The following is a 20,727-nucleotide window of genomic DNA, read 5'->3' on the forward strand; positions in this document are numbered from 1 at the left end:
AATTCAATTAATTCAATTCGCTTCTGGTTGCTTGACAGCTTCTCCATCAGCAAGTGCAGCACCAGGTTTCCGGCTCACCTGAACATCCTGGCCCACTCGCTCCAGCCGGGTGCCTGAGTAGTAGAAACTCAAAATGCGATTGTAGTTCCAGCCCAACCGCCCTAGGCGGTAAGAGCCTGTCTGGCTCATGCCAACCCCATGCCCTAAGCCGCCTCCCACAAAGCGATAGCCCTTTAAAATGGGGATTCCAGATCGGTTGTCGTAGAGCGGATCTAAGTAGAACAGGGTGCTGGTCGGTGCATAGAGAGCTTGCAAGATTTCATCTTTTTTGAGCACAATCGGCTCCCCATCAGTTTGAATTTCCACCTTAAGTGCCCGCCCAGAGGCTGAACGCTCGACAACGCGGACATCTCGAATCGTCGTGAACGAAGGGGCTGTGCCGCCCAAAGACGTGAAGTAGCGTTTCAGGAAGCTGGTCATATCCGCCAGGGTGCTATCTTCTCGCCAACGAAATACATTCCAGCCTTCTTCGTTGAATCCAGCTCGGCTATTCAAGAATGCTCGCAAGTTGGCTTCATCGGCTAGACTCCGGTTTGACAAATCCCAAGGTTGCCCCACGGAGTCAATAATTGTGCGCAGGTAAGGCCGATCTTCGCCATTCCACATGTCGCTGTAGGGAGCAGTTACGCCTCCGGTGGCGGAGGAGTAGAGCGCATCAATCACCTGCCCATTAAAAGTTAGAACTTGACCTCGAGTTGAGGTGACAGCCCGGTCACTAACGGCCAGGGTACCGGTGAGACCCTTATAAACCTGACAGTGGGTCGTTGCACACAGTTCATAATTGTCAATCTCAAAGCGGTGCAAATTGCGCAGGGCATAGGTCCGCGCCAGTACAGCCTGAGCTTGAACGGCATTAGCCGGAGCCCCGGGTCCAATCTCATGGGGGACCACTCCACGCAGGTAGGTTTCCAGGGGCACTTGGTTGACTAGACTGTAATTAGCGTAAGCATTGGGCTGTAAACGCAAAGAACCCGCATAAAGGTTACGGTTAACCCAGATCAGACTGCGTCCTGAGCGGATGTCCAGTTCATCACGGCTGTAGCGGTAACCGTTGACGATCCAGGAAGCCTGGGGTCGCGCCCTAACTACCCGGCTCTCGATTTGAGCAAACTGATTGCCCTGTTGTCGCAGGCTATCGAGTAACAAACGCCGCAGCAAGGGTTCATTGTAGACTTCCCGCTGGGCCCACACCTGCCAACGTTTTGGCTGGGCAATTTCGACCTTTAAGCCTTTAGAGCGCCAGTAATTAGCACTGGCCTCGGCATTCTCATAACTACGATGGGCACTGACAATGAGACGCTCCTCCACTTCGGGAGGGGCCACTGGCTCACTAATCAACTCCAGCGTTACCTGATTGGTACGCAAAACTTGAGGCTGAGCGTTGTCGGGCTGCTTGAAGCTGAGGGTCAGGGTATCGCCAGGCATAGCTCGCAACTGCAAACGGTCTCCCGTTGACTCGCCAAAGCGCTGCACAATACCAATCTTCAGCTCAGGATTAAGAGCTGACTCTGAATCCTGACGACTAACGGCGAAGCTGGCCTCACCGAATAGGTTCAGCCAGCAAAATAAACCTAGAGCAACATGACCCAGCGGGGAAGTAAACCAGAGGGAACGAGGCATGGAGAAGGACCAGAGCTGTCAGAGTTGCCTGACATCATAGCCTTCCCACTCTCATTGAAACCAACCTTTGGATAGATGTATCAAAGCTGGTTTTTATGAACCCGCCAAGGTAAAAGACACCATTAGGTAAGGGCTTCTAAATAGTCCCGCACCCGGTTGCGACGCTTTGGCTGCCGCAGTTTTTGCAGGGCTTTGGCTTCAATTTGTCGGACTCGTTCACGCGAGAGATCCAGAGCCCGCCCAATCTCTGCTAGCGAATAAGTTCGACCGTCACCCAATCCAAAGCGCATCCGAATGACATCGCGCTCCCGGTTGGTGAGATCGCTCAGAAGCTGTAACAGGTCGCGATGCAGCGCTTCGCGCATCATGACCTCTTCTGGAGACACATTCTCAGTTTCCAGAAGGTCGCCTAGTTCTGTATCTTTGTCCTTGCCTACTTTGGTTTCTAGAGACACAGAGCGGGGCACCCGCACCAGCAGTTCGCGAACTTGTGGTGGGGTCATCTCTAGTTCTTCAGCGATGTCCTCAATTGTTGCCGTACGGCCCTTTTCTTGGGAGAGCTTACGCTGAGCTTTTTTAATCTTGTTCAGCTTCTCAGTAATGTGAACTGGCAGTCGGATCGTGCGGCTTTGCGTCGCGATGGCTCGGGTGATGCCTTGGCGAATCCACCAGTAAGCGTAGGTGCTGAAGCGATAGCCCTTGGTCGGATCGAACTTTTCAACGGCTCGTTCCAAGCCCAAAGTGCCTTCCTGGATCAGGTCCAGCAACTCTAGGCCGCGATTTTGATATTTCTTCGCTACCGAGACGACCAGGCGCAGGTTGGCCTTGATCATATGCTCTTTGGCTCGGGTGCCTTGGTCCTGAATTTGCTCTAGATCGCTCAGGCTAAGACCCGCTGCTGCGGCCCAAGCCCGCTTGCCGTCTGCAAGAATCTGCTTAAGCTCTGCTGTGTCCGCTAGGCTCGATTCGGCTGCCCAGCGCTCTAGAGAGGGACGGTGCCCAAGCTGAGCAATCAGGCGATCACGCACTTCAATGACATGAGCGAGCGGCTGGAGCGCTACTTGGTCCTCTTGAGCTGCTTTGCTCCGCAGTTCCAACAGTGCCATATAGCGTTGGACTCTCTGGGCTTCTGATACCTCTTCATCTCGCGCCAGTAACTTGACACGCCCGATTTCTTGCAGATAAAGACGAACTAAGTCTGTTGTGCGGCGACCTGGAGAGCCTTTGAAATCAGCAACTAACTCAACGTCCTCTACGTCTACCTCTAGATCTTTAGAGTCTGGCTCAAAGTCTTGGCCGTACTCGGCTTCAGCGTCGAAAGGTATTCCTGCCATAGCGATTGTCTCAGCGGCTCCAGATGGACGGACGATAGAGAGTGTGATCAACAACCCGACCTTAGTGTTCCCAATGAATCAGGTTCTTCGAACATTGACCCGAGCTTCTGCTTCTGTTGCAAAGGTCAAGGGCAAGTCGTAATAAACAGTCACCCCAACGAGCCTGCTAGACTGAACTGATTCGTTCCTAGACAACGAGATCAACCCAAAGCTGAGATCGCTACTGCTGTGCATTGGCATGTCTGACCCTATTTTAGCCTCGACCTTTGTGTTGACTCTGCTGCTGCTCGTGGGGTTGTTTTTCTTTGTGCGGGCATCGGTGAAGGACCGAACTCAGGAGTACATACTGTCATCTGATTTGGCAGGTGAGCAGCTGATGCAGCAACTCAGACAGTACTTCACGCAGCGGGCTTATCAGGTGATCTCAGTTGTGCCTGAAGATAGACCTAGATCACCGGAAACCCGTGATCTCTGGAGTCAGCCTGGAACTATAACCCTATCGGGTCAAGTTCGCCCTAGTGCCTTCCTGGCATTCTTCCTCAGCGCCCTAACCGTATCCGGTCTGTTCTGCATCGGCTTGGTACTATCTGTTGTTTATCCTCAACTGGGCAGTAGTTCATTAGGGCTAGCCCTGTTGGGACCAGCCGCTGGTTTGTTCTATTGGCGAGGTGCAGGTCGTGAAGAGCGGGTCGACCTGAGAGTTGAGCAGACGGAATTAGCACCCAGACCGAGCCGGGTGCTAATTCGAGCTCACCGAGATGAGGTGAGTGAGCTACAAAACGCTCTGAAGTTAATTGAACAGGACTGAGTGACTTAGCCAACCAGGCGCAACGCCCCAGTAGACTAAGTTAGCTGTGATAGGTAGCTAAACTCGGTTTCCGAGTAGCTTGGTCAGGTCAATCTTCATCCCAAGACTCGACTGCTAGCAGGTCGGTCACAGGATCTTGCATTGAAAACTCAAAATCCAGGAGTTCCTCTTTCCAGTGCGGCCAATCGTTGCCATACAAGAGAGCGATTTTCCAAATTTGGTCATCAGGTTTGAGAACACCAGAGTCCACAAGGGAACGGACCTGGTTCTGAAGCTTCACCATCGGGTGAGTAACTTGCTGAGCCATGGTTTTCAACCAACACGTTAGTTGTGTTTGATTTTGTGCTTGATTCAAGAAGCCAATGGGACGAGCCAGCAAAGTAGGCTAGTCGCTCAATCAACTTTCGCGCCTAGCACCCTAAGCGACTCAGAGAGGACTGCCAGGGCACTCGTGCAGCAAGTGAAATCAACTTGCTTCGATAAGCACCTAGGCTACCATACTTCATTGTTCATCATGTCCACAGCTTAGATTTCCGTAAAGAGCGGGACGCTTTTTGAGGGTATTAGCTTGCGCTAAGGCCCCTAGAAACCTTCAGGCCATTAGTCAAGAGTTTTAAAAAGCTGGGGGCGAGGATTCTAAAGACTTATCAATGCAAGTCAATACTGGGTACGTGCCATAAGCCGTTAGTCCCTGAAGTGCTTACAGGTAGAAGCTCACAGCCCTGTACTTATAGGGTCAGCGCCCAACTGCTATAGAACTCGGTTCAGTCCCTCATCTACTCCAGGAGTAGTTGCCTAGCCCTTAAAACTTTGTTACAAGGTAAATAGGCCTTCGTAAACAAGTGCAAAGGAGAGCAGTTGATGTTCACCCTCCCCGATAGGCGCTTTGGCCAAATGGCGGCTATGACCGGCGAGAATTTAGGCGAGCAACTGCTCAACAAAGCAGCTAGTACTGCAATTCGACACCTATTCAGCCAGGCGGAGTCCGTCGAGGTTTCGATTCGGTGTTCCCCTCCGAGCAAACTGCTGCAGGGCAGCCTTGACAGTTTCCGCATGGACGGGCGAGGACTAGTGATTCGTCGTCAGTTCAGAGTCGAGACGATGTCGTTCGAGACAGACGCCGTCGCAATCGATTTTGCTGAAATTATGCAGGGTCAAGTGCGCCTGAAGCAGACCACTCAAGCAGTGGCTCAGGTGGTGCTAACAGAAGCGGATCTCAATCAAGCCTTTACAGCTGAGCTAGTGACCCGACGTCTGCGTCAGCTTAGCCTCCCGAGTTTGTCGGAGCAACCCGTCAGCTTTGAGAAGATTCAGCTGGAGCTGCTGCGCAACAATCGAGTGCGAATTGAGGCGTTGACCTGTTTTGCTGATGGTACCTCAGTGCCGATTCAATTCATTGCCACCCTGGCTCTGGAGCGACGGCGGCGAATTTTGTTTACCCAACCTCTACTAGATTGTCCAGCTATTGATGGCAGCACTGAGCGAGGAGAGGCTTGCGCTCTAGCCTTTGTAGAGCTTCTAAATGGTTTGGTTGATCTGGATCGCTTTGACCTTGATGGCGTCACACTGCGGCTGAACCGTTTGGAAACTCAAAGCGGACGCCTGGTATTTAGCGGCTACGCCCAAATTGAGCACTTTCCTCATCAAGGCTAAGCAGGGTGCGAGCACTGCGGACTAAGCTGATTATGTGATAGCAATAGTCAGCAGTAGATTAAGCAGTGCTGAAGGGCTGATGTGGGTATGCAGATCCTAGATCTGTTTCGGTCAGGTGGTGTGGTCATGTGGCCGCTCCTGGCATTTTCAATTCTGGGGCTTGCGATGGTTCTAGAGCGGACGGTCTTCTGGCTGCGCATCTCCCGACGGCAGGAGCGGCTGGTCGTAGAGACACTAGCTCTCTACCGTCGCAATATTCGCTCCGCCTTATTCAAGCTGGAGCAGAATGCCGATCTGCCTATTGCTCGCATTTTTCTGGCTGGATTGGAGTTAGACAGTCCTAACCCGGAGGAGTTCCGGCTTGCTTTGGAGAGTGCGGCTCAGGCCGAGATTCCGCTGCTCAAGCGCTTCAACGTAGCCTTTGAGATGATCATCACAGTTTCCCCCCTGCTTGGATTATTAGGGACTGTATTGGGATTGATTACCACCTTCGGTTCCTTGCAAATAGGAGACCTAGGTTCTACCCAGGCAACTGGAGTAACTGCAGGGATCAGCGAAGCGTTGGTATCAACCGCGAGTGGGCTAATTGTGGCAATTCCAATACTGCTATTTGCAGGTATCTTCCGTGGCTTCTACACTCGACAAATTGCCATGATTCAGGAATATGGCGGTCAATTAGAGTTGTTGCAGCGACGGCGCTATGAGCGTGGGAGCTTAAATCCAGAGGTGCCCTATGCGTCTAACTGAGGAGCCAGAAAGCAATCCCCAGATCAACATCGTGCCAATGATCGATGTGGTCTTTGCAATCCTGACGTTTTTCATTATGTCTACGCTGTTTCTGACGCGTTCGGAGGGGCTACCGGTTAATTTGCCACAAGCCTCTACCGCTCAGATGCAAAAAGAATCACAGATCAACATCACGATTGATGCAGTAGGCAAAATCGCGTTGAACCGTCAACCCGTTGAACTGCCACAGCTCAGGAGCAAGCTACAGGCCCTGATGGGCACAGATACTCAGAGCTTAGTTGTGCTGAATGCGGATGAGCAGGTAGCGAACGGCAAAGTGGTTAGCGTGATGGATGTGGTGCGAACCATTCCAGGTGCTCGAATGGCGATTGCGGCAAAACGTCCAGCACCTTAAACTCATTCATCAGTGCAGCAAATTTTGAGGTGTCTAAGAGCAGCGTATGATTCGTTTGCGTTCCCTGTTGTCTGCCATCTTAGTGCTGGTGGCAACGTTTCTAATCGGTTGTGCTAATCCTGCTCCTGAGGCCAATCTGACCAAAGTTGATACCGCTAAGTTGGAGCAAATTCAGCTCTACACCGAGCGCATCGAAGCTTTCCGCGAACGGTTTGATGAACTGCAATCTTTGATCACCAGACAAAACTGGACAGATACTGATTCTTTAATCCACGGTCCTCTGGGAGACTTGCGTCACACGGTTAGTGGTCTGGCTCGCCAACTATCGCCCGGTAAGGCAACGCAAGTCCGTGATTTGTCTAAGGTCTTATTCAAGGAGTTGGTCAAAATTGACCAGGCCGCTACCGATGAGAATCAAGCGGCGGCTATCAGTGCCTTTGCCCGCGCCCGTCAGGCGTTTGACAGTTTGCTAGAAGCCAGTGGCAGTTAAATCGCTGGCAGGAAATGTCCGGGAATCCTAAAGGCAGATGATTGAATCAGCCTTGCCATTAGTACGATACTGTTGGCTCTGTCGTTGGGTGGATTGTTCATGGGTCGGGCTACTAAAGTCGTATTGGCGTACTCCGGCGGGGTTGATACCTCCGTTTGCATTCCCTACTTAAAACAGGAATGGGGAGTGGAGGAAGTGATTACCCTAGCGGCAGATCTAGGTCAGGGCGATGAGCTAGACCCTATCCGGCAGAAAGCGCTGGATTCTGGGGCCAGTGTTTCTTTAGTCCGCGATGTAACTCAGGAATTCGTCACGGAATATGCTTTCCCAGCAATTCAGGCGAATGCGCTTTACGAGAACCGCTATCCTCTGTCTACAGCTCTGGCTCGGCCCTTGATCGCCCGACTACTAGTTGAGGCGGCTGAAGAGTATGGTGCAGACGCTGTTGCCCACGGCTGCACTGGCAAGGGCAACGATCAGGTACGCTTTGACGTCTCGATCGCAGCTCTCAATCCTCAGTTGAAAGTGTTGGCTCCTGCCCGTGAGTGGGGGATGAGCCGGGAGGAGACCATTGCCTATGGCGAACGCTTTGGCATCCCAGCACCAGTCAAGAAGAAATCCCCCTACAGCATCGACCGCAATCTATTGGGTCGCAGCATTGAGGCAGGGCCGCTTGAGGATCCCTGGGTTGAGCCTCTAGAGGAAATTTATGTGCTGACTAAGCCAGTCAGCGCTACTCCAGACGAACCTGGCTATGTAGAAATTAGCTTTGAGCATGGCATACCGGTCAGTTTAGATGGGCAAGCGCTAGCTCCTGTGGAACTAGTGACCCGATTAGGTGAGATTGCTGGCTTGCACGGGTACGGTCGCATTGACATGCTCGAGAACCGGTTGGTAGGAATCAAATCGCGTGAAATCTATGAGGTTCCTGCACTGTTGACCTTGATTCATGCGCATCGGGAGGTCGAGAGTCTGACCCTGACTGCTGATGTCACGCACTACAAACGTGGCATTGAAGAAACCTACGCTCAGTTGGTGTATAACGGGCTCTGGTATAGCCCGCTTAAAGCAGCGCTGGATGGTTTTGTTCAAAAGACTCAAGAGCGAGTATCTGGGACAGTTCGCTTAAAGTTCTTTAAAGGCAATCTGAGCATTGTGGGCCGGAAATCAGCCTTCTCTCTGTATGACGAAGACATGGCCACTTACGGCTCCGGTGACCAATTTGATCACAAGGCAGCTGAAGGTTTCATCTATGTTTGGGGTCTACCGACCCGGGTATGGTCTCAAAAGAATCGAAGTTGAATCGAGGCTAGAGACGGCGCTCTTGTAGTCTCTAGTTCAACCTGAATTCGAAAACCGAATGAGAGAAGATTGGCCTGGCGAACCTTTCTTCTCTCATTGTTTTTAGCCAGTTTTTAGCCGAACTTCATGGAGCGAGACTTAACGAGTCAAGCTCAATCGCTTCTCTGGAGCCAGAGACGTTAACCCAAACTCAGCCTGAATCATTGAATTCAGAGGTCGTTGGTTGAATCGGCTGAGAATGCCGTTGTATAACCGCTCTTTCTTGTAATAGATATTTTCTCCGTTCTCGACCATGTAGACAGCCCCTGAAAAGGGTAATGGCTTGAGCGGGCTTCCCTGAGCTGCGAGCGTCTCTTTCACCCGTTCGTGAGCGATGTAATATTCGTAGTAGCCATAACCACGGTTGTATTCTGGGTGTTCTGGCAACTGATTTAGGTCATAACGAACGATGTTGCAGGTGCCACACATTCGGTAGAAATTTCTACGTTTCAAGTAAACGAATGAGTCGCCATCGTGATAGCGATAACCTTTGTTGAGAAACCAACCGTTGTTGCCAGCCCGCTGATCAACGAATGCAGCTAAATTTTTGCTAATGCAGTCATCTGCATCCACCACCATTGTGTGTGATGGTGAAAACTGACGAGCATGGATGAGACCCGCTAGAATTTTGCGGCCCTTATCTGTGCGCTTCGCTGCGATGATTGTTTTCTCCTTGGGAGGTTGAAAATCTACCTCAAGGTAGCTCACCTGAGCATGCTGAAATTGAATCGCAGGCTTCTCGTTGCAGGCAACAATCACTCTGAAGTTTGTTGAGGTCTGATTGCAGACCGACTTAATACATCGCTCGAAGAGTTGAGAAACTCGTTCCCAAGACTTTGAAACCTTCTGACTCTTGAGTGGTATCACGAAAACTAGCACGCCAGACTCTTGAATCAGTTCCCTTGAGGTTCTACAGCCGTTCACGTAGTCAATACAACCAGCTCACATTCAATTTAGAAATCCTTCATTAAGTAGATATTTAAATTTACATTTTTTTCACACACCTCAAGCTGGTTTTGCTTGGAAATTCTGATAATTGACTAAATCTGCAAAAATTTAAGTATAAAAATATACACAAAGGCTCTCTGCTTGGAGTTTTAGTTGCAAAGACTCCAAAGGTTCCCTAGCCTTCTAAAAGCTTTGGGTTCAGCGCTCAGGCAAATAGAGTCATAGTCTGAGGCGGTTTGCAGATAGGGGTAGCACCAGGGGTAGTAACTGTCTGAACCACCTCTAAAGCTGCAAATCCCCACAAAGACATCCAGAAAGGTCAATTGTTACCTAGGCTCTGAGGGCGACAGGAATGCCCTGCAATAATGGAAGGGCTTAACGTTCCGTCTTTCCCTTCTGCGAGTCCAACTCTCATGAGCCACCCCCTACTGGACCTTCTCCAAAAGCGCGTGATTGTATTTGATGGCGCAATGGGTACCTCATTGCAGACTCAAAACCTCACTGCTGAGGACTTCGGCGGTCCTCAGTATGAAGGCTGTAATGAGTACTTAATTGAAACTAAGCCAGAGGCAGTTGCCAGGGTCCACCGGGAGTTTTTGGCAGTAGGTGCAGACGTCATCGAAACCGATACCTTCGGTGCAACCTCGATTGTGCTGGCCGAGTACGACTTAGCCGACCAAGCTTATGAACTGAATCGCAAGGCTGCTGCCTTGGCAAAGTCGGTCGCTCAAGAATTTTCCACCCCTGACAAGCCACGGTTTGTGGCTGGCTCAATGGGACCGACCACTAAACTGCCTACCCTCGGCCACATCGACTACGACACGATGAAGGCTAGTTTTGCTGAGCAGGCACGAGGACTGCTCGATGGCGGTGTTGACTTGTTTATCGTCGAAACCTGCCAAGATGTTTTGCAAATCAAGGCCGCTTTGGCTGGCATTGAAACTGTATTTGCGGAGCGTGCTACCCGTTTACCCCTGATGGTTTCCGTGACTATGGAAGCCACCGGCACGATGCTGGTAGGTTCTGATATCGGTGCCGCCTTAGCGATTTTAGAACCCTACCCAATTGACATTTTGGGTTTGAATTGTGCGACGGGGCCAGACAAAATGGCAGAGCACATTCGCTATCTATCTGCCCACTCACCGTTCCTTATTTCTTGCATTCCCAACGCCGGTATTCCCGAGAATGTTGGGGGTCATGCTCACTATCATTTGACCCCTGCCGAGCTGCGCGAGGCCCTAACTCATTTCGTTGAAGATTTGGGTGTTCGAGTCCTGGGGGGCTGCTGTGGCACCCGTCCTGACCACATTCAAGCCTTGGTAGACGCAGCGCAAGAGTTAAAGCCCAAGCAACGGCAACCTCAGTTTGCTCCCTCAGCAGCTTCCATTTACAGTGCTCAACCCTACGAACAAGACAACTCTTTCTTGATTGTGGGTGAGCGCTTAAATGCCAGTGGTTCCAAAAAATGCCGAGAGCTACTCAATGCTGAAGATTGGGATGGCCTGATCTCACTGGCTCGTGAACAGGTGCGAGAAGGCTCTCATGTCCTCGATGTCAACGTGGACTATGTGGGTCGCGACGGGGAACGAGACATGCACGAATTGGTGTCTCGGCTAGTTACCAATGTCACGATTCCACTCATGCTGGACTCGACCGAGTGGCAAAAGATGGAGGCGGGGCTCAAGGTTGCAGGTGGCAAATGCATCCTCAACTCCACCAACTATGAAGACGGTGAACCTCGCTTTCTTAAAGTATTGGAACTGGCTAAAGCCTATGGTGCAGGGATCGTGGTTGGCACCATCGATGAAGATGGTATGGCTCGGACAGGTGAGGGCAAATTTAAGATTGCTCAACGGGCGTATCGGCAAGCTGTGGAGTACGGAATTCCTGCCCACGAGTTGTTTTTTGACCCGCTCGCATTACCGATTTCAACTGGGATCGAAGAAGACCGACGCAATGCTGCAGAGACCATTGCAGCAATCCGACGCATTAAATCAGAGCTACCTGGCTGCCATGTTGTCTTAGGCATCTCCAATGTTTCGTTCGGTCTAAACCCTGCGGCCCGTGTGGTGCTGAACTCGGTGTTTTTGCATGACTGTACTGAAGCTGGCTTGGACAGTGCAATTGTCAGTGCCAGCAAAATTTTGCCTCTCGCGCGCATTGAGGAAAGCCATCAAACGGTTGCTCGTCAACTGATTTACGATCAGCGCCAGTTTGAAGGTGATATCTGCACCTTTGATCCACTCACCCAGTTCACTGATTTATTTGCAGGAGCGACCACTAAGCAACTCAAATCAGTCACTAATAACCTGCCGCTCGAAGAACAGCTCACGCGCCGTATTATCGATGGAGAACGCATCGGGTTCAACGATCTACTGGTCGAAGCTCTCAAGAAATACCCGCCCCTGGAGATTATCAACACCTTTTTGCTAGACGGCATGAAAGTGGTAGGCGAGCTATTTGGTTCAGGCCAAATGCAACTTCCTTTCGTGTTGCAGTCAGCAGAAACCATGAAGTCTGCTGTAGCCTATCTAGAACCCTTCATGGAAAAGGCGGAGGGTTCTAGTAAAGGGGTCGTGATCATCGCAACCGTCAAGGGCGACGTGCATGACATCGGCAAAAATCTAGTAGACATCATCCTGAGCAATAATGGCTATCGCGTGATTAACTTGGGCATCAAGCAGCCCGTTGATAGCATTATTCAGGCTTATCGAGAGCACCAAGCTGACTGCATTGCCATGAGTGGTCTGCTCGTCAAGTCCACCGCTTTCATGAAAGAAAATCTAGAGGTGTTCAACGAGCAAGGCATTACCGCGCCGGTGATTTTAGGGGGTGCTGCCCTCACTCGCAAATTTGTCGAAGTAGATTGCCAAAACGCTTACAAAGGCAAGGTGATCTATGGCAAAGATGCGTTCTCAGATTTGCATTTCATGGATAAGCTGATGCCAGCCAAGGTCGCGGGTCAGTGGGACGATGCTGTGGGCTTCCTCAATGGTCAACCAATTGCGTTGCCTGAGGAACAACCTATACTAGAGTCTCTAACAGAGCCTCTAACACCAGAGGCTGAAAAGCTTGACCCTACGGAATCAGTTCTAGAGGTAATCGATACTCGTCGCGCTGAGACGGTTAGCGCAGAGATTGAGCGTCCTTTGCCACCTTTTTGGGGCACGAAAGTTCTTGGACCTGCAGAAATTTCACTCGAAGCAGTGTTTGAGTATCTGGATCTGCAAGCCTTGGTCGCTGGGCAATGGCAGTTTCGCAAGCCTCGCGAGCAAAGCCGCGAAGAGTACGATGCGTTTTTAGCCCAAGAGGTGTATCCAATCCTGGAGCACTGGAAGCAGCGCGTCATTGCCGAGAAGCTGCTGGAACCACAGGTTAGCTACGGTTATTTTCCAGCCCAAGCAGTGGGCAATGATCTCAATCTGTATGCGCCTGAAACTTTTCCAGAACTGCTTGCTCTAGAGGATCAGCCTAGCCTTTACTACCTGCTGCCCACCGCTAAATACCTGAGTCAACCAACGGCCAGCCCTATTGCTACCTTCCAGTTTCCGCGCCAACGCTCGATGCGCAGGCTATGTATCGCCGATTTCTTTGCACCGCAGGAATCAGGCTGGGTCGATGTATTCCCGATGCAAGCAGTCACGATGGGAACGGTCGCAACCGAATATGCTCAGCAGCTATTTCAGGAGCATCGTTATACCGACTATCTCTACTTCCACGGTTTGGCCGTCCAAACTGCTGAAGCTTTGGCTGAATGGACCCATGCCCGCATTAGACACGAACTCGGTTTTGGCTCTGAGGAGAGCGACAACATTCGGGATATTCTGGCGCAGCGTTATCGAGGCTCACGCTACAGTTTCGGCTATCCGGCCTGTCCTAACCTACAAGACCAATACACCCTGCTCAACCTATTGCAGACCGAACGCATTGGCCTGGAGATGGACGAGAGCGAACAATTACATCCTGAACAATCAACCACGGCGATTGTGGCCTATCACCCAGAGGCTCGGTACTTTAGTGCCTAAATCTTGAGCCCTTACTTTGTGAGTGATGACTGAGTAGATTGAGGCATCAGAATCGTGACTGGTCCTAATGCCCAAACTCGGGTATAGGAACCTTGAGGGGTGAGCAATGTGTTCACCTCATTAGCTCCAGCCTTCAGCTCTGCTGGTTGGCGGACATTGATGATGGCACAGGGCACAAAGGCACTAAACGGGAGGTGGTCATACAGTGTCGCCGAGAGATTCTGGACATTGACATGCTCGAAACGCACTGGGGATTGTCGATTCTGTAGAAGCACCCACCAGGGATATTCCCAGGGATCGCCTAGGGGCAGTTGAAGACCAATATCGGTGCAGTTTTGAGTCTGCAAAAAAGCAGCACCTTGCTGATAGGGCTGCTCAAATTCAGTGCGGTTATTGAAGTATTGAGCCGTTCGACTGGTATTCCAGATATTTCTGGGGCTCAAGACGACTTGACGTGATTCCACATAAGCTTGGCGATCCATTGAGAACAATAACGGGCGAGAAAAATTAAACAAAACCCAAGGTAATGCCGATAGGATTAAAATAAAAGCAATAGCATTAGCTAGCTTATAACTGGTTAAATGAGACAAGACAACGCCCACAACTGCCGAGAAAATTACAAACAGTGGCAAATGCAAGCGACTATGCCAGGGCTGCCATTTGAGTATAAGACAGAAGAGAAAAAAGGCACCCATGCTAGCGGCAAGATAGCACCTGAGCAACTGCTGTCTTCTTAGATTTCTCCAAATCAAGCATAATAAAACCGCTCCTAAAATCAACCACAAGTGCAATGGATTGCTGGCACTATCTTCATGATTAGACAAGCTGCGAATATGAAATTCAACCCCTGGCCAGGTTGTACGAGGGTCGTTGATATCTACGCCTAACACTTGATGAAGCGCGTAAATAGCCCTCTCTGTGCCACGGTTGACGCTGCCGATTGGCATACTTAGGTGCAGACTAAGGTTTCTAACCAGATTTGATAAGAACGCTGGAAAGCTCCATAGACCATTGAGATACGGCGTTTGGGGATCAGAACCAAACGGGGAGCCAAATAAACGAAAATTGCGGAGATAATAACCTGAATTAAGCACGATCACTAGAACCGTGGTTGGCAAAGCGAGCCGCCAGAGCTTCCAGCGAAAGTCTCTAAAAGCGGCCAAGAACAGCCAGATAATAAAGGGAAATGCGTAGATATAAGTAGTTCCTTTCGTCAAAAAAGCCAAGCCCAGACTAGCACTGACTCCCAGCAAGTTCTTGAAGGTCCAAGCAGGCTTAGGTTGAACAACTGACAGAAGATAATGCACAAAGCAAACTAACCAAAAGGCAGCAACATAGTCGTTTTTGGTACTTGAGCCCTGTAGAATCCCCATTGGAATAGTTGCGGCTGTGACGGCTGCAAAAACTTGCCCTTGTAAATTTGCTCCCAGCTGTTTAGCAACTAGCGATATGCCAAGAATACTGCCAACCATGCTAAACCACTGCACCAGATTAGCCCAATAATCTCCACCGCTTAGAACGTGAAGATGTAGAATGACCCATTCAGCAAAAGGCGGCTGATAAATCTGCGGCAGATAACTAGTTGGATAGGGATTCAGATTTTTATTCTGAATCCAATGCATTACCCGAGCCAGATGATAGGTGAGAGAATCTAGGGTGTTGGGTGCGGCAACCAGGGCAATCAAGCCAACAGTAGCAGTTAGCAGAATCATACTGCTGATTAGAAGCGGGACAGAGCTGAATCTTCTAGAGGACCAAGATTGCCTTCCGCCTTGATAAATCGTTCCTAGCAAGTTTGCTTGCTGAGTCCTTTTGCAATCGCTTAATCTACTGTAGGTGCGCCAACAAATTAGAAGCAATCCTAGATTAGCGATAAACCAGCAAGCTGCTATCCAATTAAAGTCTAACCGTTGACCGAGGTTCAAAGCCTCAGTTATGACAGTCAGTAAAACACCCCACCACACAGTTGCTGACAGTAGAGCACTGCGGTAACAGGAATTATGCTGGCAAGCAATAAGAAATAGGAGAAGCCAACTCGTTAGCAACAATACAGTAAACATGTTACCTACTAGGATAGACAGTTCCCAAACGCAGAATAGCTTTACTCTAAATAGCAAGAATGAGTTGAGAAGTAAACTGCGAGGTGCTTATTATTACCAATAAATAGCTTGCCATATAATAAGGACATGCTTTATGCTGACCCAAATTGTGAGTAGTTCGAACTTAAGTTGAATCCATAACGGTCACCGGAGCATCGGCGCTAGACGGTATGAAACCAGTGTGAGACTAGTCAGAGAGAACTCAGCTTACTGGGGTTAACGCGGGGATCACGCTAGGGGAAGGGCTGGCAGGGACGGGCTCAGAACTGTTACCACTGTCGCCAAGGGGCAACTGACCGTCTAAATTAAAGGGTGAGCAATCTTCGGGGTCAGCTATCGAGCTATGTCTCAGCCTAGAACAGTCTCTGCGGTCGATGACATTTTCAGTCAAGCCCATCAGGGGAGTGTGGCGGCGATCATTCAGGTCTTGAATGAAAAGCTAGCCGATCAGGGGATTAGAACCCGAGCGGTACGTGAGGAAGGAGTCCTGCAACTGCTGTGTGAAGCTGCCGGTACTGAGCAGCTAGAGCAGTCCAGCCTGGTGGAGAGGATTCGACAGATCTTGGAGGCAATTGCCCCTCGTGAGATTCGTCGTATCAAAATCAATAGCCGCATTGTTCGGGAGCAGCAGTTGCTCTGGCTAGAGGAAATCAACCGTGATCCTGAAGGTCAGCTCCTCTGGTCCGAAGAGATTACCCTGGCTAAGCCCAGTCTTCTCAAACGGCTAAGCCCAAGCCAGAAGCGGCCTAGGGCTAAGTTTGAGAGAACTGCCTTACCTCTGCCTTCGCCTCCTACCTTCATACGGGAAAAACATCAGTTTAGACGAGGCATCCTTGGTGGTGTCTGTTTGAGTCTGACGCTGTTGCTGCTGGGTTGGAGCCTCTCAAAGTGGGTGATCCCCAATTGGCGGCTTGGCGCAACCGAGGCAGCCTCAGTTCCTAGCGCTCCCGCTCCTACCACTCCGGCACCAGCAAAGCCAGAAGCGCTAGCAAAGCCAGAGGCAACGGTTCAGCCGAGCGTAGCCCCAGTAGCAGCACCAGCTCCAGCAGCCCCAGTCGCAGTTAAAGCTTCTGAGGATGCGTTCGCGGCAGCCGTCAGTCTTGCTGAGCGAGCAGCAGTCTCAGGCCAGGCAGCTCAAACTCCGGCTCAGTGGCTGGCTTTGGCAACGCAGTGGCAGCAAGCTTCAGAGTTGATGGCTCAGGTTACAAACACAGATGGTCGGTATCAGACGGCGCGGAACCGGACCCTACTCTACCGGCAAAATAGTGAGGCTGCTCTGCGTCGAGCCCAGCTCAATCGCTCTCAGCCCCAATAGGTAAGTTGCAGGCAAAGGGGCTCTTTGTCTGTCCCTGATTGCTTGCAGCTTTTACGTTTTACGCCTGGGGTAGCTCTGAACTTCAGGCAAGGCGTTTTTTGCAGAACCTATTAGCAAAAGCGAGTGAGCTTGAAGCACAGCGTTGCCTTCTAAGCCCCTCCTGAGCAAAGGTTTGCTGTTCAATCGCTTTGCTCAGCAAACCTTCATGAGCTATGTGAATCAGTTGACTCTCAACCAAAAGTCAACTAAATTGCTGCGTTCATAAAACTCTAGAAAACTAAGTTATGTGAAGCTAAATAAATACTCCGTCCACTAGCTTGGAGCAGCCTCGTTGGCTGCTCCATCTTTAGACATAGCAAGCTGCAAAAGCTTCCTCATTTTGAGGCGATTTTGCAGTGTTTTATACGAGTCAACTTAACCCTTAGCCTACTCCTTTGATAGGAGCTTTCTCTATCTCTCTAGATAAGGATGAGGAGATTGAAGCAAATAACTCTAGGAGCCACAAACCAAAATCTTTAGCTGCCGCGCACTTTGAATCTAGGAAGGCATCAAAGTTGGTCTCAAATTGAGAGGAAGAGCAACTCGTAACAGTTGGCCGATCACACGATCGCTAAATTCCAAAAGCAAGGAAAAATATGATGTTTCAAAGTATAGAAACCCTTCTGGCAATGCCCAGTGCTCAGTTTGGGCTTGCCCAAGCTATTCTCAATTTGCCATTGGCTCAGATTGTGCTGTCTCCAGACGAATCAGCCTTGTTTTTTCTCTCAGGACCTCAATTTTTCATCGCCTTGATCGCTGGGGTGGTCATGGCTTTTGCCTTTCAGTTTCTGTTGACGAACATATCGGTTGCAGCAGGTATTTCGGGTGGAGCCAAAGCACTAGATACTGACTCAGATGAAAGTTGGGGCAAGAGTATCCGCAAAGTCGAAGCCAAAGTGGGGCTTTGGACTCTATTTACGGTTAACACAGCTCTGTTTATCGCCTGTTTTTTAGCTGTAAAACTGACTCTGATTAACAGTGGAAGTTTGGGAGCTATTGTCGGAGTCGTGATCTGGTCAGTGTACTTTCTGCTGCTGCTTTGGGTGAGTTCGCAAGCAGTTGGCTCTCTGGTCAGTTCTGTTGTTGATACGGCAAGCTCAGGTTTACAGGGCGTGATGGGCACAGCAGCAACCGCCCTCAGTGGTCGGGCCATCAATAACCAAGTGGTCAATACGGTGGAAGCTTCTGTTGAGGCAGCCACTCGAGAATTGCGCTCAGCAATTGCGCCAGACCGGGTGCGAGACGGCGTCGAAGATTACCTCACAAATCTGCAACTTCCTGGGTTAAATCTGGGAGCAGTTCGGAGCGGCTTTGAAACCTTGCTGCGGAGTTCGGACTTGCAATCGCTTGCTGATAGTGACCTATTGAAGCAGGTAAACCGCGAGACGTTTGTGAATTTGGTCAGCCAACGCACCGACTTCTCGAAACAAGATGTGGAGCGGGTGGCAGACCAATTAGAGACGGCCTGGAATCAGGTGGTTAAACAAGGACGACCGCCAGAACTTCAAGCGAACCTGTTGGACTTCGTCCAATCTGCACTGCCAGAGGAGTTGAAAGGAGGGCAACTGCGGGATCGTCTTGAGCAGCTTATTCAGCCACAGCAAAACCAGCAAAATCAACAAGATCGCCAAAACCCGCAGAAGCAAGGTAGCCTAACCAACCGAGCTTTACAGATGGGAATCGGTACTCTCATGTCGACTTTGTCTAAGAGAGTAGACCTGTCTGATCTAGGCCTGGAGAAGATTGCCGGACAGCTGAATTCTCTCAGTCAACAACTCACTGAGCAAGCTAGCAAAGTTGGCAGTGGCGCGGATGGCAATGCCTCAGCCGGGCAACCTCCCTTCAGCACCATCCGGACCGATATCGAAAGCTACCTGCTCAATTCTCCACCCTGGCATTTGAACCGGGAAACTCTCGATCTCGAATTCAGAGAGACCATTTACGATCCAGAGGCAAACCCAGGCAACGTTCGGCAACAGTTAGAGTCACTCAATCGTGACTACTTCGTGAACGTGCTAACTCGGCGGGAAGGCATTACCCCTGAGAAAGTTAACGAAGTCGCTGATCAGCTCGAACAGATTCGCCAAGACGTTTTTGAAACGGTGCGCACGGCTGAAGAACAAGAGCGGTCGCAGGATCTGCGCCAGCGCCTTGAAAATTATTTGCGCTCCACCTCAAAAGAGGAACTGAATCCAGAAAACATTGAGCGCAGCTTTACCCAGTTACTGGCGGACCCAGAAGCCAGTTATGAAATACTGAGCAACCGTTTGTCTCAATTCGATCGGGAAACGCTCAAGCAAATTCTAGTAGCCGGACGGCAAGATCTGAGCCAGGAAGAGGCAGACCAAATCTTGACTCAGCTTGAAAGCAGCCGGGATCGCTTTTTGAGTCAGTCTCAAGAAACCTGGAACCAGGCGCAAGCCCAGGCAGGCGAGTTGCGGCAACGGGTCGAAGCCTATTTGCGCGATACCAATCTAGCGGAGTTAAATCCTGAAGGCATTCAGCAGGAGCTCCGAACCTTACTCGATGATCCTCAAGCAGGATTGTCCGCATTACGAAGTCGGCTCTCACAATTTGACCGGGACACGCTGGTGCAACTGTTAACCCAGCGGGGCGACCTCAGTGAGGAGCAGGTCAACCAAGTCATCGATCAGATTGAATCAGTCCGGGATAGTATCCTGGGAGCTCCGCAACAGTTAGCCGGTCAGGCGAAAGAGCAGTACGACCGCGTCACTACTCAGATTGCAGAGTACCTACGAGGCACCAACTTAGAAGAACTCAACCCGGAAGGGATTCAGCGTGATCTGCTCACTCTACTCAGCGATCCAACCACCGGAACTTCAGCGCTGCGAGAGCGGCTCTCACAAGTAGATCGAGAAACTCTGGTGAAGTTGCTGAGCCAACGGGGCGATCTGAACGAGGAGCAAGTCAATCAGATTATTGATCAGGTACAAGAAGCCATTCGCAGCATTATCAAAGCGCCGCGGCGTTTAGCCATTCGGGCTGGAGAGCGGGTGCGAGATTTCCAAAGCGATTTGACAGGCTACCTGCGCAACACCAACAAAGAAGAACTGAATCCAGAAGGCATCAAACGAGACTTGCAATTGTTGCTCAGGCAGCCGCAGGCAGGCATGAGTAGCCTAGGAGATCGGCTCTCGCAGTTTGACCGCTCTACCCTTGTTGCTTTGCTATCACAACGAGAGGACATTAGCGAAGAAGAAGCCAATCAGATTGTGGAGCAGATTATCTCTGTTCGGGATCAGTTAGATGAACAGATTCAAGCGGTTCAGCGTCGGGCACAAGCAGCCCTTGACAGCGTTTTTACCAGAACCCGGGATTACCTCAACTCTCTCGATCGTCCTGAACTTAACTACGAGGGTATTCAGCACGACTTCCGCAAGTTGTTTGACGACCCGGAGGCTGGATTTGATGCCCTACGCGACCGCCTCGGCCAGTTTGATCGCGATACTCTCGTTGCCCTGCTCAGTTCTCGCTCAGATATCTCTGAGGAGCAAGCCAACCGAGTCGTTAACCAGATTGAAGGGGTGCGGGATGGCGTTCTCAATCGAGCAGAACGGCTTCAGCAACAAGCGCAAAAACGCATTAAAGAGCTGAAGCACAAGGCTAAAGCACAAGCAGAAGAAGCCCAGAAGACAGTTGCAACCGCTGCGTGGTGGCTATTTGGGACCGCAGCAACCTCTGTGGCAACCGCAGCAATTGCGGGGGTGATTGCGGCAGGAGGTTTAACTGCCTTGGGTCTCAGAGGTTCAATCTAGACAGAGCGAGCCCAGGGGTTACTGTTGACCCCTGGGCTAAACCAAATCTCAATCAAAGCGAATTGCTAATTCTAGGGT

14 protein-coding genes are annotated in these 20,727 nt (G+C 50.6%); 9 read left to right on the top strand and 5 right to left on the bottom strand.

Going from position 1 to position 20,727, the window contains the following annotated elements; all coding sequences use genetic code 11:
* Positions 1 to 12 precede the first annotated feature (12 nt).
* Positions 13 to 1,680 carry a SpoIID/LytB domain-containing protein gene (locus H6F94_RS26505; RefSeq protein WP_190805274.1) on the bottom strand — a complete coding sequence of 556 codons (1,668 nt, stop codon included), beginning with the start codon at positions 1,678 to 1,680 and terminating at the stop codon, positions 13 to 15.
* Between the two features lie 122 nt (positions 1,681 to 1,802).
* The gene (sigC, locus tag H6F94_RS26510) at positions 1,803 to 3,014 is read right to left on the bottom strand and encodes an RNA polymerase sigma factor SigC (protein WP_190805275.1); all 1,212 of its coding nucleotides are present in this window, start codon (positions 3,012 to 3,014) and stop codon (positions 1,803 to 1,805) included.
* A gap of 238 nt (positions 3,015 to 3,252) precedes the next feature.
* On the opposite strand from sigC, the gene H6F94_RS26515 reads away from it, so the two are divergent.
* Positions 3,253 to 3,822 (top strand): cofactor assembly of complex C subunit B, encoded by a 570-nt coding sequence (locus tag H6F94_RS26515; protein ID WP_190805276.1) that lies wholly within the window; start codon positions 3,253 to 3,255, stop codon positions 3,820 to 3,822.
* Between the two features lie 88 nt (positions 3,823 to 3,910).
* Here H6F94_RS26515 and H6F94_RS26520 read toward each other — a convergent pair whose 3' ends face one another.
* Positions 3,911 to 4,129: a DUF4327 family protein gene (locus H6F94_RS26520; protein WP_190805277.1), complete on the bottom strand. Its 219-nt coding sequence runs from the start codon at positions 4,127 to 4,129 to the stop codon at positions 3,911 to 3,913.
* 554 nt (positions 4,130 to 4,683) lie between these two features.
* Here H6F94_RS26520 and H6F94_RS26525 point away from each other — a divergent pair.
* The 5 genes from H6F94_RS26525 (at position 4,684) to H6F94_RS26545 (ending at position 8,408) form a co-directional block, all read left to right on the top strand.
* The gene (locus H6F94_RS26525) at positions 4,684 to 5,475 is read left to right on the top strand and encodes an LmeA family phospholipid-binding protein (protein WP_242041428.1); all 792 of its coding nucleotides are present in this window, start codon (positions 4,684 to 4,686) and stop codon (positions 5,473 to 5,475) included.
* 87 nt (positions 5,476 to 5,562) lie between these two features.
* Complete coding sequence (locus tag H6F94_RS26530; RefSeq protein ID WP_190805278.1) at positions 5,563 to 6,222, top strand: MotA/TolQ/ExbB proton channel family protein; 660 nt, start codon at positions 5,563 to 5,565, stop codon at positions 6,220 to 6,222.
* On the top strand, positions 6,209 to 6,616 hold the full coding sequence (locus H6F94_RS26535) for an ExbD/TolR family protein (protein WP_190805279.1): 408 nt from the start codon (positions 6,209 to 6,211) through the stop codon (positions 6,614 to 6,616). Before H6F94_RS26530 ends, H6F94_RS26535 begins: the two co-directional genes overlap by 14 nt.
* A 46-nt stretch (positions 6,617 to 6,662) precedes the next feature.
* Positions 6,663 to 7,106 (top strand): photosystem II protein PsbQ, encoded by a 444-nt coding sequence (psbQ, locus tag H6F94_RS26540; protein ID WP_190805280.1) that lies wholly within the window; start codon positions 6,663 to 6,665, stop codon positions 7,104 to 7,106.
* Positions 7,107 to 7,205: 99 nt separating this feature from the next.
* Positions 7,206 to 8,408, top strand: coding sequence for an argininosuccinate synthase (locus H6F94_RS26545; protein WP_190805281.1), 1,203 nt, complete (start codon positions 7,206 to 7,208; stop codon positions 8,406 to 8,408).
* Between the two features lie 138 nt (positions 8,409 to 8,546).
* Here the strand turns inward: H6F94_RS26545 and H6F94_RS26550 are convergent, their stop codons facing one another.
* Entirely contained in the window at positions 8,547 to 9,206 is a 660-nt protein-coding gene (locus H6F94_RS26550) for a hypothetical protein (RefSeq protein ID WP_199320672.1), read from the bottom strand.
* Positions 9,207 to 9,808: 602 nt separating this feature from the next.
* Between H6F94_RS26550 and metH the strand changes: the two genes are divergently transcribed.
* Positions 9,809 to 13,420 carry a methionine synthase gene (gene metH / locus H6F94_RS26555; RefSeq protein ID WP_190805283.1) on the top strand — a complete coding sequence of 1,204 codons (3,612 nt, stop codon included), beginning with the start codon at positions 9,809 to 9,811 and terminating at the stop codon, positions 13,418 to 13,420.
* 11 nt (positions 13,421 to 13,431) lie between these two features.
* Here the strand turns inward: metH and H6F94_RS26560 are convergent, their stop codons facing one another.
* Entirely contained in the window at positions 13,432 to 15,132 is a 1,701-nt protein-coding gene (locus H6F94_RS26560) for an ArnT family glycosyltransferase (protein WP_190805284.1), read from the bottom strand.
* A gap of 730 nt (positions 15,133 to 15,862) precedes the next feature.
* Here H6F94_RS26560 and H6F94_RS26565 point away from each other — a divergent pair.
* Both H6F94_RS26565 and H6F94_RS26570 read left to right on the top strand, forming a co-directional pair.
* Positions 15,863 to 16,834 (top strand): hypothetical protein, encoded by a 972-nt coding sequence (locus H6F94_RS26565; protein WP_190805285.1) that lies wholly within the window; start codon positions 15,863 to 15,865, stop codon positions 16,832 to 16,834.
* Between the two features lie 635 nt (positions 16,835 to 17,469).
* Positions 17,470 to 20,649 (top strand): MFS transporter, encoded by a 3,180-nt coding sequence (locus tag H6F94_RS26570; protein ID WP_242041429.1) that lies wholly within the window; start codon positions 17,470 to 17,472, stop codon positions 20,647 to 20,649.
* Positions 20,650 to 20,727 lie beyond the last annotated feature (78 nt).

It is taken from the genome of Leptolyngbya sp. FACHB-261, from assembly GCF_014696065.1.
Classification (GTDB): domain Bacteria; phylum Cyanobacteriota; class Cyanobacteriia; order FACHB-261; family FACHB-261; genus FACHB-261.